15 protein-coding genes are annotated in these 16,190 nt (G+C 51.0%); 14 read left to right on the top strand and 1 reads right to left on the bottom strand.

The genetic code is table 11. The features are described 5' to 3' along the window. The first annotated feature begins 6 nt into the window (after positions 1-6). From MRBLPE1_RS27155 to MRBLPE1_RS27105, 11 genes are all read left to right on the top strand, one after another. Positions 7-957: a carbohydrate kinase family protein gene (locus tag MRBLPE1_RS27155; protein WP_364152726.1), complete on the top strand. Its 951-nt coding sequence runs from the start codon at positions 7-9 to the stop codon at positions 955-957. A gap of 201 nt (positions 958-1,158) precedes the next feature. Next, positions 1,159-2,724 (top strand): efflux RND transporter periplasmic adaptor subunit, encoded by a 1,566-nt coding sequence (locus MRBLPE1_RS27150; protein WP_364151764.1) that lies wholly within the window; start codon positions 1,159-1,161, stop codon positions 2,722-2,724. Then, positions 2,721-3,488 (top strand): ABC transporter ATP-binding protein, encoded by a 768-nt coding sequence (locus MRBLPE1_RS27145; protein ID WP_364151762.1) that lies wholly within the window; start codon positions 2,721-2,723, stop codon positions 3,486-3,488. The genes MRBLPE1_RS27150 and MRBLPE1_RS27145 overlap by 4 nt, the downstream gene beginning before the upstream one ends. Continuing rightward, positions 3,430-4,620 carry an ABC transporter permease gene (locus MRBLPE1_RS27140; protein WP_364151759.1) on the top strand — a complete coding sequence of 397 codons (1,191 nt, stop codon included), beginning with the start codon at positions 3,430-3,432 and terminating at the stop codon, positions 4,618-4,620. Before MRBLPE1_RS27145 ends, MRBLPE1_RS27140 begins: the two co-directional genes overlap by 59 nt. Positions 4,621-4,743: 123 nt before the next feature. After that, positions 4,744-5,940 carry a stage II sporulation protein D gene (gene spoIID / locus MRBLPE1_RS27135; protein WP_364151756.1) on the top strand — a complete coding sequence of 399 codons (1,197 nt, stop codon included), beginning with the start codon at positions 4,744-4,746 and terminating at the stop codon, positions 5,938-5,940. 82 nt (positions 5,941-6,022) lie between these two features. After that, positions 6,023-6,766 (top strand): M23 family metallopeptidase, encoded by a 744-nt coding sequence (locus MRBLPE1_RS27130; protein ID WP_364151753.1) that lies wholly within the window; start codon positions 6,023-6,025, stop codon positions 6,764-6,766. A 174-nt stretch (positions 6,767-6,940) separates the two neighbouring features. After that, complete coding sequence (gene spoIIID, locus MRBLPE1_RS27125; RefSeq protein ID WP_053373789.1) at positions 6,941-7,228, top strand: sporulation transcriptional regulator SpoIIID; 288 nt, start codon at positions 6,941-6,943, stop codon at positions 7,226-7,228. Positions 7,229-7,352: 124 nt separating this feature from the next. Further along, positions 7,353-8,345, top strand: coding sequence for a rod shape-determining protein MreB (gene mreB, locus MRBLPE1_RS27120; RefSeq protein ID WP_364151750.1), 993 nt, complete (start codon positions 7,353-7,355; stop codon positions 8,343-8,345). Between the two features lie 171 nt (positions 8,346-8,516). Further along, the gene (locus MRBLPE1_RS27115; RefSeq protein ID WP_364151747.1) at positions 8,517-9,380 is read left to right on the top strand and encodes a flagellar hook-basal body protein; all 864 of its coding nucleotides are present in this window, start codon (positions 8,517-8,519) and stop codon (positions 9,378-9,380) included. A 32-nt stretch (positions 9,381-9,412) separates the two neighbouring features. Beyond that, positions 9,413-10,255 carry a flagellar hook-basal body protein gene (locus MRBLPE1_RS27110; RefSeq protein WP_364151745.1) on the top strand — a complete coding sequence of 281 codons (843 nt, stop codon included), beginning with the start codon at positions 9,413-9,415 and terminating at the stop codon, positions 10,253-10,255. 16 nt (positions 10,256-10,271) lie between these two features. Continuing rightward, a complete protein-coding gene (locus MRBLPE1_RS27105; protein WP_364151742.1) occupies positions 10,272-10,586 on the top strand; it encodes a DNA-directed RNA polymerase subunit beta in 315 nt (104 codons plus the stop codon). Between the two features lie 128 nt (positions 10,587-10,714). Here the strand turns inward: MRBLPE1_RS27105 and MRBLPE1_RS27100 are convergent, their stop codons facing one another. Then, complete coding sequence (locus tag MRBLPE1_RS27100) at positions 10,715-12,925, bottom strand: Ig-like domain-containing protein (RefSeq protein WP_364151740.1); 2,211 nt, start codon at positions 12,923-12,925, stop codon at positions 10,715-10,717. 249 nt (positions 12,926-13,174) lie between these two features. Here MRBLPE1_RS27100 and MRBLPE1_RS27095 point away from each other — a divergent pair, with 249 nt between their 5' ends. From MRBLPE1_RS27095 to MRBLPE1_RS27085, 3 genes are all read left to right on the top strand, one after another. Then, positions 13,175-13,708 carry a CDP-alcohol phosphatidyltransferase family protein gene (locus tag MRBLPE1_RS27095; protein WP_364151737.1) on the top strand — a complete coding sequence of 178 codons (534 nt, stop codon included), beginning with the start codon at positions 13,175-13,177 and terminating at the stop codon, positions 13,706-13,708. Positions 13,709-13,981: 273 nt separating this feature from the next. Next, entirely contained in the window at positions 13,982-14,413 is a 432-nt protein-coding gene (fabZ, locus tag MRBLPE1_RS27090) for a 3-hydroxyacyl-ACP dehydratase FabZ (RefSeq protein WP_138753720.1), read from the top strand. A 33-nt stretch (positions 14,414-14,446) separates the two neighbouring features. Then, complete coding sequence (locus tag MRBLPE1_RS27085; RefSeq protein WP_364151733.1) at positions 14,447-16,174, top strand: phospho-sugar mutase; 1,728 nt, start codon at positions 14,447-14,449, stop codon at positions 16,172-16,174. Positions 16,175-16,190: the final 16 nt, after the last annotated feature.

The following is a 16,190-nucleotide window of genomic DNA, read 5'->3' as shown; positions in this document are numbered from 1 at the left end:
CTTAAACTGTCGACAGTATATACGATCGGTGAAGCGTTAATTGATTTTATTCCGGATACGAGGGGAATCGAATTAAAGAATGTAGTTGGCTTTAGGAAAGAAGCCGGCGGTGCTCCGGCGAATGTGGCATGCGCCGTGGCGAAACTCGGCGGCAAAAGCGCATTTATCGGTAAGCTGGGCAACGATGCCTTCGGTGATTTTCTCGTGGAAACGATGGGGACTGCCGGTGTGGATACCAGGCTCGTGCAGCGGACGAATGAAGCAAATACGGCACTTGCCTTTGTCAGCCTAAAAGCAGACGGCGACCGCGATTTTTCTTTCTATCGGAATCCTAGCGCGGATATGCTGCTTTCAGAAGACGAGATCAGCGGGGATTGGTTCGCTAAAGGAGATATTCTGCACTATTGCTCGGTTGATCTCGTTGAAGCGCCGGTTAAGTATGCGCATAGCAAGGCGATTGCGGCGATGAAAGCGGCAGGCGGCATCATCAGCTTTGATCCGAATGTACGGCTGCCGCTGTGGGCAGATCACGAGCAGTGCAGGCAAACGATTCTTCAATTCATCCCGCTCAGCCATTTGGTCAAAATCAGCTCGGATGAGCTTGCTTTTATTACGGGCATCGAGAATGAGGAGGAAGCAATCTCTTCATTATTTGTCGGAGAAGTACAGGCCGTTATTTATACAAAGGGCTCTGAAGGTGCGGTATGGTACACGCGAGACTATCAAGAGGCTGTGCCTGGCCAGAAGGTGGCTGTAGTAGATACAACGGGCGCAGGGGATGCGTTCATAGGCGCGCTGCTGTATCAGCTCCAATTAATTGAGGGAGCCGTGAGCGGAATCGACGCTGAAAAGGCGCAAAGAATGGTTGCGTTCGCCAATGCTGCAGCAGCTTTGACGACGACCAGGGCAGGGGCGATTTCATCGCTGCCCGTTCTTCGCGAGCTTCCGCCTTTATAGAGATTTTATTGAAAGAGCATTGCTACATCTCCTTATAACGGGAGAAGGAGCGATGCTTTTTTTTGTGCGGCGTATCTTCAGCTAGCGGTGGATTTTGCTGTAAAGCTTAAGGTGACGGGATCGCGGGCTTGTTCATCTTCCGTTCATTTTTGCGTGCTATATTCTAACTGACTAAGACCGATGGAGGGTGGATTAAAGCAGATGAAGAAATGGACGATAGGGCTCAGCATTATCATTATCCTGGCCGCTGCCGGAGCAGGTGCCTATTATTTTTATTTTGCGAAAGAGAAAGAAGCGGCAGGGGTTACGCCCACTTCGCGTACGGTTTCCGCTACGAAAGGATCGATTTTGAAACAAATTAGCGGGACGGGATCGGTGGCTGCGAATTCGAGGGAAACCGTAACGGCGGGCAAGAGCGGCACGATTGCAACGGTGAATGTAAAAAAAGGGGATAAGGTCAAAGTCGGTCAGGTTCTCGTCACGTTCGAGGCTGCAGAAGATAATGAAGAAAAAATTACATCAATCGAGAAGGATATAACGAAGCTGCAAGAATCGATTGAAGGCTATCAGGAGAATTATAAGGAAGCGACGGGCACGGAAAACGAAGAGGTCACGAAACAATCGCTTCAGAAAAACATAGAAGACGCGAACGCGGAAATAGCGGATTACGAGGAGCAATTGCAAGATATTTATGAAGAGCAGGCAAAAGAGGAGAAGGTAGTAGCCGCGTCTATTGACGGAGAAATCACGGAAATGGATATCGAGGTCGGCGATGAAGTCAATGCCAATACGACTGTAGCGACTATTGTGGACTATACCAAGCTGGAGTTCGTAACCTCCGTGGATGAGCTTGATATTTCATCGGTAAAGGTCGGCCAAGCCGTTGATCTGTCTTTAAGCGCCATTACGGACCATACGATTGAAGCGACCGTATCCGAAATTGCAATGGAGGGTACCTCGAGCAACGGTTCGTCTGCATTTGAGGTGAATATCCTTCTTACGGATATTGAAGGGGTCAAGGTCGGTATGTCGGGTGAAGCGGCAATAACGATTGCATCCAAGGAAAATATCGTTCTTGTGCCGGTTAATGCGGTCGTCGAAATGGGGACGAAGTCTTTTGTGCGTGTACCGAGTGAAAACGGGGAGGAAGCCGCGGCCAGCGCGGGCGGGCAGCAGCAAGGAGCTGCAGCCGGGACAGGAGCAGCGGCAGGCGGCCAGCGGGGGGCGGCAGCGGGTCAAACGGGCACCGCGGGCGGCGGAGCACGGCCGGCAGCGGGCCAAGGTACGGGCGCTGCCGCAGGCGGCGAGCAAGGAACGGCGCCGCAGGGAGCGGCGTCAGGCCAAACAGGCGCGGCAAGCGGTGAACAACCGGCAGCGGGCCAGGGTACGGGCGCAGCCGTAGGCGGCCAGCGCGGTGCAGGACAAGCGGGAGCAAGCACCGAATCGGGCGCAGCGGCAGGTGGCGGTTTTGCGGCAGGCGCTCGGGCAGGCGGCAGGATGCAGAACGGTCTTGAAGGCCAGCTGGTTGAGGTGACCACAGGACTTAGCGACGAGAGCTTTGTAGAAATCGTCTCTGGTCTTGCGGAGGGTGACAGCGTGCTTGTTCCTATTGCCCAAGGAACAGCCGGAATGGGGACCGATACGGAAGAGACGACCATGCAGCAGGGCGGCTTCCCTGGCGGCGGAATGGTATTCCCAGGCGGCGGCATGGCCGGCGGAGGAACAGGCGGAGGAATGCGAAGCACTGCGGGCGGTGGCGCGCGATGAGTACAAAACCAAACGTTCCTCTCATTGAAATGACGGCTATTACGAAGTCATATATGATGGCGCGGGAAAAGACGACGGTTTTGCATGAAGTATCGCTTAAGGTTGCGCACGGTGATTTTCTTGCGATCGTTGGCCCATCCGGCTCGGGAAAGTCGACGCTTATGAACATTATAGGCTGTCTCGACCTGCCGAGCGAAGGAAGCTACAAGCTGGAAGGCCTTGAGGTGACAGGACAAAACGACAATAAGCTGACGGAAATGCGCAATAAAAAAATCGGTTTTATTTTTCAAGGCTATCATTTGCTTCCGAAACTAACGGCGCTCGAGAACTGCGAGCTTCCGCTTATTTACCGGGGCTTGTCCGGCAAGGAGCGAAAGCTGCGCGCAATGGACGCGTTAGAGCGGGTGGGTCTCGGCCAAAAATTGCATCACCGCCAGAATGAGCTCTCGGGCGGTCAGCAGCAACGGGTTGCGATCGCGCGCGCGCTTGCCACTAATCCGCCCATGCTGCTTGCCGATGAGCCGACTGGCGCGTTGGATTCGAAAACGGGCATGGAAGTGCTCAGCATGATGGAGGAGTTGAACAGGGCAGGCCAGACGATTGTGCTGATTACGCATGATATGGAAGTAGCGAAGCGGGCAAGCCGAACGGTAATTATACGGGATGGGGTGTTGACCGAGCAGGAGCAAGGAAGGAGGGGCAGCGATGAAACTCACGCAGGGCTTCAAGATGGCAGTCAAGAGCGTCTTGTCCAACAAGCTTAGAACGATCTTGTCTATGCTTGGTATTCTGATAGGCGTTGCAACGGTTATCGCGTTGGTGGCCATGGGGAAGGCATCCTCCAACGAGGTGGCCCAGCAGGTGTCGTCACTTGGAAGTCCGGATTCGCTCTCCGTTACGATTACTGGCCGAGGTACGGTTACGACGCTCTCCGTGGATGAAGCGAATGAGCTTGGCGACGTGGCGGGCGTAGCAGGCGTTGCGCCGGTGACCAGTACGACTAGTTATGCGAAGTATGGGAAAACCCAGGTAACGGTTACCGTTGAGGGAATAACCGCCGCATACGAGGAGGTAAAGGATTTTCCGGTTCAGGACGGAAGATATATCGCTTCTCCGGACATTAAAAACAATACAAAGGTAGCGCTCATCGGCGTGGATACAGCAGCCGATCTGTTCGAGGATGAAGGAGAAGACCCCTCCGCCGCGGTTGGCAAAAAAATAACGATCAACGGCTACAACTTTACGATCGTCGGACTGCTTGAGTCGCAGGGCAGCTCGCTTACGGGCTCGAATGACGAGAAAATATTAATTCCCGTCACGACGGCGCAAAAAATATTTCAAACAAGCGGTGTATCTACCATTAACCTAATCGTGTCGGATACGAAGCTTATGGCCAGGACCGTTACGGGGATCGAAGCCGTTCTCTATGAGAAGTTCCGAGGGAATGAGAACGCGTACCGGGTGCTGAATCAAGAAGAGGCCATGGAGACGTTGAATTCGGTTAATGAAACGATGAATAGGCAGCTTATATATGTAGCGATTATATCGCTTATCGTTGGCGGTATCGGCATAATGAATATCATGCTCGTGTCGGTAACGGAACGAACGCGGGAAATTGGCATTCGCAAATCATTGGGAGCCAAGAAGCGGGATATTTTATTTCAGTTTCTGGTCGAGGCGGTTTGCATTAGCGGCCTTGGAGGAGCGTTAGGCATTGCTCTTGGCTATATGGCCTCTTTTATTATCGGAATGGTCATGAAAACAGAGACGGAGGTTCCGATAGATACGGTATGGCTGGCTTTTGTGTTCTCGGCTTTCGTTGGCGTCATATTCGGCTATTTGCCTGCGAATAAGGCGGCAAGCCTGCGGCCGGTTGACGCTCTTCGCCATGATTAGACTTTTCATTGTTCTACCCTATCATTCGCGCTCATAGAATGTACCATCAGGACCGGTTTAAGAGAGAGGGGCTCCCTACTGCGGATTCTTCCTCTCTTCCCGGCCAAGATGGAAGGAGAGCCCATGAAGCGAAGGATAGGGAAGATTTCGATAGTTTCGTTGATCGGTCGGGTGCGGACAAGCAGAGGGTTGGCTTTATTTGCGATAGGCGCGATGCTGGGAGCCTCTATGCTGCTAGTCAGGCTTTCGCTGAATGAACTCCGGGGCGCGCAAGCCGCACGGTACATAATAGAGGCGCCTTCGGCAGAGACGGGTACGCAAACGGAGTCTTCAATTGACTCTCCGGAGGATACCGAGGGACGCCAGACAGTTGATAAAGAGGCTGATCCGCAGAGCGCTAAACCGGCTGCAGGAAACCAATCGCAAGCGGAGACGTCGGAGGTTCTCGATCATCTCGTCATCCGCGTCTATATGACAAAGGAAGAACGGATCGAGCGCGTTCCGCTGGAAACCTATGTCCGCGGCGTCGTGGCCGCGGAAATGCCCATCGGCTTTGAGCTGGAAGCATTGAAGGCGCAAGCCATTGCCGCACGTACGTATATGATACGGAGAATCGTTCAAGGCAATGACAGCGGGGTGCCGGTTAAGGGCGCCGACGTGACGGACACGGTTGAGCACCAAGTTTATGTCTCGCTCGCGGACCTCGCCCGCAAATGGCCAAAGGCCGATCAAAAGACAAACATGAAGAAACTGAATGATGCGGTTGCAGAGACGAGAGGCAAAATCATTACCTATAAAGGGGATCCGATCGAAGCGGCTTTCTTTTCCACCAGCAATGGGTATACTGAAAACTCAGAGGATTATTGGAAGCAAGAGATTCCATATCTTCGCAGCGTGGCGAGTCCTTGGGATGAAGCTATTTCGCCGCGCTATAAGGAAACGGTAGAGCTCTCTTTAAAAGAGTTTTATAACAAGCTTGGGGTCTCGGGGAAGAGCTCTGCCAAATCAGCCATTCGTATAGTAGAGAAGACGGCGGGTAACCGGATCAGCAAGATCGTCATAGGCGGAGCGACCTTCACGGGCCGGGAAGTGAGAGAAAAGCTAGGTCTCGCATCCTCTCAATTCACCTGGAAAATCAAAGGCAGCACGATAGCGATTACGACGTACGGCTATGGGCACGGTGTCGGCATGAGCCAATGGGGAGCGAACGGCATGGCGCAATCGGGGGCGAGCGCCGAGCAAATTTTGGCGCATTACTATTCTAGCGTTCAAGTGGAGCAAGCTTCGAAGCTATCGGAGCAGCTGGCCAGTCACTCCTAATATTTAACTCTTTCAATATTTCATTTCGCCTCAGGTATAAACCTAGCAGATCTGGTAACAATGGCTAGTGAGGTGATAGAAAATGAATGATCAAAATCAAAGCAAACCGAAGCAAAGACCAGAAGAAACTCCCAAAACCGTTCTGGGAGGAACGTCTGCCGCCAAATCTAGCAGTGGATGGAGAAACCTTTTTGCAAAGCGATGGGTATCCCCAGCAATCTTCATGGCCGCGGCAGCAATTATCGTAACCTTAATGTGGATCTATCAGGGAGCGGATCAGACGAGTCCTACAACAGGAAAAGCCGTTTCGACTGAAGATTCAAAAGAGGGTACGACCGAAACGCAAGGCAAGGACGATCAAGTGCTAGAAGTTATCGCAGGCAATGAGTCGATTAAATGGCCGCTGGCTGACAGAGCCGCACTGCAAGTAGAACTGCCGTTCTATGACGAAAAAGCTAGCGATGAAGAGCGCGAGGCAGCACTCGTTCAAGTAGGAGACACCTTCTCCCCGCATATGGGAATCGACTTCGTTGACCCAAGCGGCAAATCCTTCGACGTCCTGGCTGCTCTCTCCGGTAAAGTTACTTATGTAAAAACGGAACCGACGAATGGAAATGTGATTGAGATTACGCATGCCGGCGGTCTTGTAACGGTATACCAAAGCGTAACCGATGTTGCGGTTGAAGTAGGCGACGATGTGACGCAAGGTACCGTGATCGCAAAAGCAGGCCGCAATGATTTAGAACGCGACCTGGGCATTCACCTTCATTACGAAACACGCAGCAATGGAAAACCGGTTAACCCGAGCTCGCTAATCGCCGAGTAACCGATTATTGAAAAAATAGGTCTTTAGACGTACAGGCAGGGATCAAATCCCTGCCTGTTTTACGTTTTTCTGAAAAATTTTTCACATTCCGGCTTGTCAGGCTTGACCACAACGAATATATACGTGACCTACTCATATAATGTACCAAACTATCTCGAGTAGGGAGGCGGGAACGTGCACGATTACATCAAGGAGCGAACCATTAAAATAGGCCGCTGCATCGTGGAAACGAAGCACACGGTGCGAACGATCGCCAAAGAGTTCGGTGTATCCAAAAGTACGGTGCACAAGGACTTGACTGAGCGGCTTCCTGAAATAAACCCCGATTTGGCCGATCAGGTTAAGCACATTCTCGAGTACCACAAATCCATCCGGCATTTGAGGGGAGGAGAAGCGACCAAGATCAAATACAAGAAAACGAGCACGAAGAAACGCGAGGTGCTCGCCGCAGGAAAGCTATGAAGTTTTTTCTCGAATTATAGAGGAAATTTGTCTTTTTTGGCGAATAATAAACGTTAGCGGTTTCCGTGTCAAGGGAGCCAAACGTACGTTAGGTAATTATTATTCGTTGGGGGACTTAAGCCTTATGTTGAGCAAGGATATCGGGATTGATCTGGGTACAGCCAATGTATCCATTCATGTGAAAGGTAGAGGCGTCGTGCTCGATGAGCCTTCAGTCGTTGCGATTGAAAGCGATACGAAGCGCGTGCTGGCCGTCGGTGAGGAAGCTCATCGCATGGTAGGCCGGACACCAGGCAATATCATAGCGATCCGTCCGCTTCGCGACGGCGTTATTGCGGATTTTGAGATTACGGAAATCATGCTAAAAGCTTTTATTGACCGCGTCGAGGGACGGAAATGGTTTAGCCGTCCCCGAATATTGATTTGCGCGCCGACCAATATAACCTCAGTAGAGCAAAAAGCGATTCGCGAAGCTGCAGAACGCAGCGGCGCTAAGGAAGTTTTTCTTGAGGATGAGCCCAAAGCTGCCGCAATAGGGGCTGGAATGGATATCTTCCAGCCCAGCGGCAATATGGTAGTTGACATTGGCGGAGGCACGACGGACGTGGCCGTTCTTTCTATGGGCGACGTCGTCACGTCCTCCTCCATTAAGATTGCAGGGGACAAGTTCGACGATGCGATCATGAAGTTTATCAAAAATAAATACAAGCTTCTCATCGGCGAGAGAACGAGCGAGGACATTAAGATCAAGATCGGAACGGTGCTTGAGGGAGGACGGCAAGAAGAGATTGATATTCGCGGCCGTGACATGGTCTCGGGGCTTCCTCTTACGCTGACGATCCGTTCGGGAGAGGTGCGCGAGGCGCTTTGGGATCCGATTATGTCTATCGTATCGGCAGCAAAGTCCGTGCTTGAGCGCACGCCGCCGGAGCTGTCGGCAGATATTATTGACCGCGGCGTTATTTTGACGGGCGGAGGCGCTTTGCTGGACGGACTTGATGCGCTTCTTGCGGAAGAGCTCAAGGTACCGGTGCTGATTGCGGAGGATCCGATGCACTGCGTCGTTAAAGGAACTGGAATTTTGCTAGATAACTTGGACAAGCTCGGGAAGAAGTAAAGACAGCAGCGGCCTAAAACATAATCTTTTGCGCGGGTAGGTAGCCTTAGGGGGGCGAAGCCGAGGCGTAAATGAGTCATAGGTCGCAGGACAAGCTATTCAGGCAGCCTTGCTTTCAACCGATAACATATATAGTAAGTTCGATTGAAAGCATCCGGGGAGGTAACAACGATGTTAAGAGGCTTGTATACGGCTGCGTCCGGCATGATTTCCCAGCAGCGCAGACATGATACCGTCACGAATAATATTTCAAATATAAATACGCCAGGCTATAAGCAAACCAATGCGGTAACCCGTTCTTTTCCGGAAATGATGCTGTCATTAACGGGAGCGGGCGAAGAAAACTATGCAAAGATCGGGAAGCTGACGAGCGGCGTGTTTGCCGAAGAAAGCTTGTCTATCCATTTGCAAGGCGATTTAACGCAAACGAATAACTCATCGGATTTCGCATTGGTCTCCAATATTGAACTGGACGGGCTGGCCTTTGATGCTTCCGGCAAAAACGTTGGAGAAGACGGAGAGGTGACCTATCAGCCGCAAGCCTTCTTTACTTTGCAGGATCAAAATGGCGAGATCCGGTACACGCGGGGCGGGAAGTTCACGCTGACGGAGGAAGGCTTCCTGATGGGAAGCGACGGATCAAGCGTGCTTGGCACGGATGGGCTGCCTATTCAAATGCCTGTCGGTGTGGGGCTGGACAGTCTGGTCTTAACGGGAGACCAGCGATTTATCGATTCGACGGGTCAGGATATAGGCGTACAGCTGCTGATCAGCCGCGTCGATAATCCGAATTTGCTGGTGCGCGAGGGGAACGGAAGCTTTCGCTTTGCAGACGAGGACGGCGAAGCGGTTGCCATTGCTCCGGGCGAGCGCGTTGAAGTGAGGCAGGGCTATGTCGAGCGCTCGAATGTCGACGCGGCGCAAGCGGCCGTTGACCTGATGTCTGCGCTTCGTGCCTATGAGGCGAATCAGAAGGTTATCCAATTTTACGATCAAAGCTTAAGCAAAGCGGTTAACGACGTAGGCCGCGTATAACAACAGGTTGAAGCAGCGGAGGTGCACGAAGCATGAACAGTTCAATGATCAACGCAATGGTATCGATGAACGGGCTCCAACAGAAGCTCGATCTTCTTGCGGATAATATTGCGAATGTGAATACGGTTGGTTACAAACGTAAGGAAGCGACCTTTGAGGATCTTCTGACGAACCTAAGAACCCAGCCGGAAGCTTTCAGTCAGCCAGGGCGTAAAACGCCGATGGATTTCACGCAAGGCTGGGGTTCGAGGATGACAATGGTACAGCCGAATTTGTCCCAAGGCCCTATGCAGGGAACGAATAAGGAAACGGATATTGCGATTGAAGGCAATGCGCTGTTCGAGGTGGAAGTGGACGACGCTGGCAACCGCGCTTATACGCGTAACGGGGCGTTTCAGTTGACGGTCGGCGCAAACGGTGATACGATTTTGGCAACGGAAGACGGTTATCCGGTCGTGGCTAACGTAAGAGACGCCGTGACTGGGAATAGGGTTGAAGGCAATATCGTATTGCCGCAAGGGTATAGTCTCCGCGTGAATCCGGACGGCTCGGTGCTTGGTGTATCCTCTGAGCGGACAATAGAGCTCGGCAGCATTAAGCTGCTGCAGGCTTCAAGGCCCGCGGCATTGACTGCGGTTGCCGATAACCTGTTTGTGGTTGCTAACGGAATTGACGCTGGCGATGTCGTGCAGGAGATCGTGCCGGATTCGGAAAATAGCATTGTACTGCGTCAAGGTTACTTGGAGCAATCCAATGTTGAGCTCACGGATGAAATGACCGAGCTTATTAATGTGCAGCGCGCTTATCAATTGGCAGCTAGAGCTTTATCGTCCAGCGATACGATGATGAGCCTTACGAACGGGCTGCGCGCATAAGGATAGGATGATGTTGATGAGTATGGCCGATGAACGAATGGACCGCGAAGAAAGCGGGTTCGGGAGTACAGCGGAAGAGGGCAGCGCCGGCAGAAAGAAGAGCAAAAGCCGCTCAAAGGCTGACGGTAGCTCCAAAAAGAAGCAACGGTCCCAAGGGGTAAACATGCTGCTGTGGATATTACGCAAAAGCATCGTACCGCTCATAATGGTTATCATGCTTGTGGCAGGCCTCTATATTGGCTATGTCGTTTTGGGCAAGCAAGCAGAGGGCGAAGTGTTCAGCTGGGCGACGTGGCGGCATTTATACGATCTCGTTTTTGCTGAATCCTGATGATTATAAAATAAAAAAGGCTATCGGATAAAAGGCTGCGGCTGCTGATCCGGTAGCCTTTTTTTGCCGGGCAAAAAATAAGGGCAATCCGCGGGTTCAAATCAAACCTGGGACAGCCCTTGTTCTCTTTATTTGACGGTTACGCGTATCGTAACGCTTTTGCCGGCATAGCTTGCTTTAATGGATGCGGTGCCTTTGCTGACCGCGACGATTTTGCCATCTTCAACGGTTGCAACGCTTGCTTTGGATGTTGTCCAAACGGCGCTTTCCGTAACATTGGCAGGAGTACCGGTCGTGAAATTGGCTTGCAGCTTAGCGGAATAAGTTCCGCCCGTGCTGAGCTGTACCGATTTAGTTGATAGAACAAGCGATTTCAGCTTCTGAACCACTACGATAGGCACGACGACGGTTTTTCCTTGGTAGGAGCCGGTGATCTTCGTTGTTCCGACGGCAACGGCTTTAACGGACGTGCTGCTAACGGTTGCGATACCCGGATTTCCGACCTCCCAGTTCATTTTGGAGCTTAACGAAACTTGTTTGCCGCTTTTGTAATAGCCGGTGACTTTAACCGATTTGGTTTTTCCCGGATAAAGCTCGACCGTAACGGGGTCAACGACAAGCTTAGTAATCTCTTCTTCGACTTTTATCCGCACGGATACGCTCTTAGTCAGGTATGTAGCGGTAAGCGTAAGGCTGGCAACATCCAAGCCCTTCATCGTCGTTTCTTTCAGAACGATATCCTCGGAGGTCGTTTTCCACTTGATCTTGCTGGAGACATCCTCTTCTTCGCCATCCTCATTAATGACGGTTACGGAAGGGTACGATGTTTCTTTTCCCAAAATAATGCTCAGATCCTTCACATCGGCGATCAGCTTCAACGGCTTCACGTGTACGATTAGCTTCACTTCGACCTTATGCCCTTGTACGGTAGCCGTAAGCGTAGTTTCGCCGAGCTCTTTCGCTGTCCATTTTCCGTCTTCGATGATTGCGATTTTCTGGTCGGATGAGGTCCAAGCAGCGATTTTGGAGACGTCTATCTTTGTTCCGTCAAAGGTTGTTGCCATGATTGCAGGCAAATCCCCGCTGATGCCATTGAAACCGTCAATGGTTTTGCTCTCCACGCTCAGTTCATTAACGCTTGGGTATACGATAATGTCGATGCTGCGGCTCACGCCTTTGTGGCTGGCCGTTATTTTGGTTGTTCCTACTGCCTTAGGCGTCACTTTACCTGCAGACACCGTAGCGACCACGACGTTAGAGGACGCCCATTCGGCTGTATTGGTTACATCTGTCGTGACATTGGCGTTGTCTAGAACCGCGGCTTTTATTTGGAGAGGCGAGTCCTGCAGCATCAGATGGTATTCCTTCTCCGGCGAAAGCTTGATCGATTGGAAAGCCGTGCGGACGACGACATCGACCGTTGCAGAAACTCCTTTATAGGAGACGGTAATCGTTGTTTTGCCTGCGCTAACCGCAGATACGACGCCTTTTTTTACCGTGGCGATCTTTTCATTGGCGCTGACCCATTTGGCAACGTCCGTGACGGGTTCCGTACCGCCTGTTTTGGGCGCGGCGGATGCTGTCAAAGCTTTGTCGTCATAGCCGATGTTTAACTCGACCAAATTGCCGGAAGCTCCGGAATCGATCGTAATCGTCTTGTACGGGGACGAGACATTAAGCGTAATCGTGTCGGTCTTGCCCTTGAGCTTCGCGGATATCGCAGCAGAGCCGACGCCAATTAAAGTAATTACGCCTTCATCAACGGTTGCGACTGCGGCATTAGAGGTTGTCCATACCGCTTCGGTCGTGACGGCTAAGTCGGTTACGCTTCCTTTCGCTCCGTAAAGCGTGAAGGCTAGTGCTTGACCGATTTCAATATCCTTGGATGCGGGTGCCTCTGATGAGTTCTGCATCAGCGTTATGGAATCATAAACATAATCAGATGCGGCTTTAATGGAAATGGTGAAGCCTTTATAAGTGGCACTAATCGTCGCGGTTCCCTTGCCGACGCCGGATAAGATGCCTTTATCTACTTTGACGAATGCGGTATTGGAAGATTTCCATGTCGCTTCCGTGGTAACATCCTTCTTGGATGAAGAGCCTGAAATGGAGGCAAACACGGATAAATTGACTTTGTCATCTTCAACGAATACTTCGAGCGACGAGGTGCTGCTGTTGTAATCCGACGCCTCGTAATTAAATTCAATGCCGGTTACGGTATCTTCTGCGGCTATAACGACGCCCGAGGCCGAGGTCATGAGGATAGCGGCTGCAAGCACAGCTGCCAGCCACCTGCGTGTTTCTTTCAACGACATGCTGAAACGTAAACTAAAATTCACTACATCCTGTCCTTTCCGGTTTAAAGTAAATGTTTTTCTTTTATTAACTATTAACGGTTTAGGGATGGCGAAAGTGAATAACAAAGGCAATTTTTGTTATTAAATTTTAGTAAACCCCCGAAAATAAGGGCTGTTGAACAGGAGATAGGGATTTGCAAAGCTGCGGTGGTTTTATTTTTACGGGAGGTAGTTGTATAATAGTTGGGAACCATGGTGGACAGTCAGCAATAGGTAGAGGAGCGTGAGAATTTGAATCTGCCGAATCTCTTAACATCATTGCGATTTGTATTGATCCCCGTCTACATAATAGTGTTTGTAAAAGGACATATGATTCCAGCTTTTCTGATTATGGTCGCTGCCGGTATTACCGATGTGCTTGACGGTTATATCGCTCGCAAAAGCGGTCAGGTGACGATGGTCGGTATCATGCTTGATCCGCTCGCTGACAAGTTGATGCTCATTACGGTTATTGTATCGCTGCTCATCTCCGGCCATATTTCATGGGCTGCTGCTGCGGCGATGTTTTTGCGCGATTTGGGCATGATAGCCGGAGGATTGTATTTTCATTTTCGGGGAAAAAAGACGGTGCCTGCGAATTGGATGGGAAAGCTGACAACCGTGCTCTTCTATGCAGCGATCATGCTTATTTTCTTCGAAGCGCCTAACGCTCATTCCTACTTGTGGGCGGTTATTGCTTTCTCCTTCTTGACATCAATCATGTATATTTTCATGTTCAAGGCGCTGAACAAACCGATTGCAGAAACACCGGCTGGACATACGTGAACATCTGAGGCAACTACATATCAAGCATAAACGGCTGCAACCGGCTTTTGTCGGCGAAAGCCCGTTTCGCGCAGATATATAAGCGCATTATAAGTGAAAGCTTATAATTTCTTATATATGAACAAAGAGGCTTGGCGGAGGACACTTCGGGTCCAAGCAGCCAAGCCTCTTATCTTAACCTTCATAAACTGCAGTTTTATGATGGATATATATAGTGTCGTACAATTTGACGCTTTTTATACCACCTAACCATTGAAAGGGGCTTTTTTTGACATGTTGGACATTAATCAAATTCAAGAAATCATTCCGCACCGCCCTCCGTTCCTGCTTATCGACCGGATTTTGGAGGTTGAGCCGGGGGTGCGGGCAGTCGGTCTCAAAAACGTGACGATGAACGAACCTTATTTCGTCGGCCATTTCCCCGGTTATCCGGTTATGCCTGGGGTGCTGATTGTAGAAGCGCTCGCGCAGGTCGGTACCGTGGCCATGCTGATGATTGAGGCTAATAAAGGCAAACTGGGCTTTTTTGCGGGCATTGACGGCTTCCGTTTCCGCGGACAAGTTAAGCCTGGCGATACGCTGACGCTTGAAGTTCAAATTACAAGGCTCAAGGGTTCAATTGGCAAAGGGCAAGGAACAGCAAGAGTAGGTGATCAGATCGTTGCCGAAGGCGAGCTTATGTTTGCTTTATCTAATCCTTCATAAACCAAAATTCATGAATGAAAGAGGCTGCTAATTATGACGAATCCAACGAATACTACGGTTATTGCTAAATATGAGGCTTGGCTGAACGATCCGCTTATCGATGCGGCAACGAAGGAAGAGCTTCGCGGCATTGCAGGAGAAGAAAAAGAAATCACGGACCGTTTCTATCGTGACCTTGAATTCGGTACGGGCGGCCTGCGCGGCGTAATGGGCGCAGGGACGAACCGTTTGAACGCATACACAGTAGGAAAAGCGACGCAAGGACTCGCGAATTGGCTGCTCGGCGGCTTGAAGCCGGAGGGAGACGGCCCATCGGTTGTCATTGCTCATGATTCCCGTAATTACTCGCCTGAATTTGCGCTTGATGCTGCGCTCGTGCTTGCAGGAAACGGAATTACGACTTATTTGTTTACGGCGCTGCGCCCGACTCCGCAGCTTTCTTTTGCTGTACGTGCGCTTAAAGCATCCAGCGGCATTGTCATTACGGCAAGCCATAACCCGCCTGAATACAACGGCTACAAAGCATACGGCGCAGATGGCTGCCAGCTCATTCCGGAAGAAGCGGAGCAGGTTATTGCGTCCATTGGACAAATTACCGGCTTTGATGAAGTGAAAAGGCTAAGCCGCGAGGAAGCGGAAGCAAAGGGCTTGCTTCGCTGGCTTGGAGAAGAAGCCGATCAACAATTTATTGATACGGTCGTTGCACAGAGCCTGAATGCGGAGCTCATTCAAGGCGGCATCGGAGAGAAAATCAGCGTTGTCTTCACGCCGCTGCATGGGACAGGCAATATGCCGGTCCGTGAAGTGCTGAAGAAGGTTGGATTTAAGAATGTTCATATCGTACCGGAACAAGAGCAGCCGGATGGCTATTTTAGCACGGTGAAATCCCCTAACCCGGAAGAGCGCGAAGCGTTCACGCTTGCAATCAAGCTTGCCCAGCAGGTGAATGCGGACATCATTATCGGTACGGACCCGGATGCGGACCGTATGGGTGCGGTTGTGAAAAATAACGAAGGCGAGTATGTCGTTCTTACGGGTAACCAATCTGGCGCTTTAATGGTTCATTATGTGCTGAGCCAGCTGAAAGAACGCGGACAATTGCCGGATAACGGCATTGTCATCAAAACGATCGTGACAAGCGAGCTTGGCGCGGATATCGCGCGCTCCTTTGGCGTAGCGGTAGAGAATACGCTGACCGGCTTCAAATATATCGGTGAAAAAATGACAAGCTATGAGAAAACAGGCGAGCATACCTTCCTGTTTGGCTATGAAGAAAGCTACGGTTATCTAACGGGTACTTATGCACGCGATAAAGATGCGATTGTTGCTGCGTTATTGATTGCGGAAGCTGCGGCATACTATAGCAGTCAAGGGAAAACGCTGTATGATGTATTGCTTGAGCTGTACGCTGGATTTGGCTTCTATTTAGAGGGCTTAGAGTCGCGCACGCTCAAGGGCTTTGACGGCGTTCAAAAAATCGGAGCGATTATGGATGATTGGCGCCAAAACCCGCCAACCGAAATCGGCGGCGTCAAAGTGGAGCAGGTACTGGATTACGGCAAGGGCCATGACGGCCTTCGCCCTGAAAACGTTTTGAAGTATTTGCTTGAGGACGGCTCGTGGTTCTGCTTGCGTCCTTCCGGCACCGAGCCGAAAATCAAGGTTTATTTCGCAGTGAAGGGTGAATCGAAGGATGCCGCCGCTGCTGCGCTGGAAACGTTAAAAACCGCCGTTATGGAACGGGTAGACCGTAGCGAATAGATCGACAATCAGCCTG

This window comes from Paenibacillus sp. LPE1-1-1.1 (assembly GCF_040676435.1).
In the GTDB taxonomy this organism is placed as follows: Bacteria; Bacillota; Bacilli; order Paenibacillales; family Paenibacillaceae; genus Pristimantibacillus.
This window is presented reverse-complemented; position numbering and strand designations above follow the sequence as displayed.

Excerpts from the sequence above, each read along its gene's own strand:
- MRBLPE1_RS27140 (WP_364151759.1), top strand. The coding sequence starts at position 3,430 with ATGAAACTCACGCAGGGCTTCAAGATGGCAGTCAAGAGCGTCTTGTCC.
- spoIID (WP_364151756.1), top strand. The coding sequence starts at position 4,744 with ATGAAGCGAAGGATAGGGAAGATTTCGATAGTTTCGTTGATCGGTCGG.
- MRBLPE1_RS27105 (WP_364151742.1), top strand. The coding sequence starts at position 10,272 with ATGAGTATGGCCGATGAACGAATGGACCGCGAAGAAAGCGGGTTCGGG.
- mreB (WP_364151750.1), top strand. The coding sequence starts at position 7,353 with ATGTTGAGCAAGGATATCGGGATTGATCTGGGTACAGCCAATGTATCC.
- MRBLPE1_RS27085 (WP_364151733.1), top strand. The coding sequence starts at position 14,447 with ATGACGAATCCAACGAATACTACGGTTATTGCTAAATATGAGGCTTGG.
- MRBLPE1_RS27115 (WP_364151747.1), top strand. The coding sequence starts at position 8,517 with ATGTTAAGAGGCTTGTATACGGCTGCGTCCGGCATGATTTCCCAGCAG.
- MRBLPE1_RS27145 (WP_364151762.1), top strand. The coding sequence starts at position 2,721 with ATGAGTACAAAACCAAACGTTCCTCTCATTGAAATGACGGCTATTACG.
- MRBLPE1_RS27130 (WP_364151753.1), top strand. The coding sequence starts at position 6,023 with ATGAATGATCAAAATCAAAGCAAACCGAAGCAAAGACCAGAAGAAACT.
- MRBLPE1_RS27150 (WP_364151764.1), top strand. The coding sequence starts at position 1,159 with ATGAAGAAATGGACGATAGGGCTCAGCATTATCATTATCCTGGCCGCT.
- MRBLPE1_RS27110 (WP_364151745.1), top strand. The coding sequence starts at position 9,413 with ATGAACAGTTCAATGATCAACGCAATGGTATCGATGAACGGGCTCCAA.
- fabZ (WP_138753720.1), top strand. The coding sequence starts at position 13,982 with ATGTTGGACATTAATCAAATTCAAGAAATCATTCCGCACCGCCCTCCG.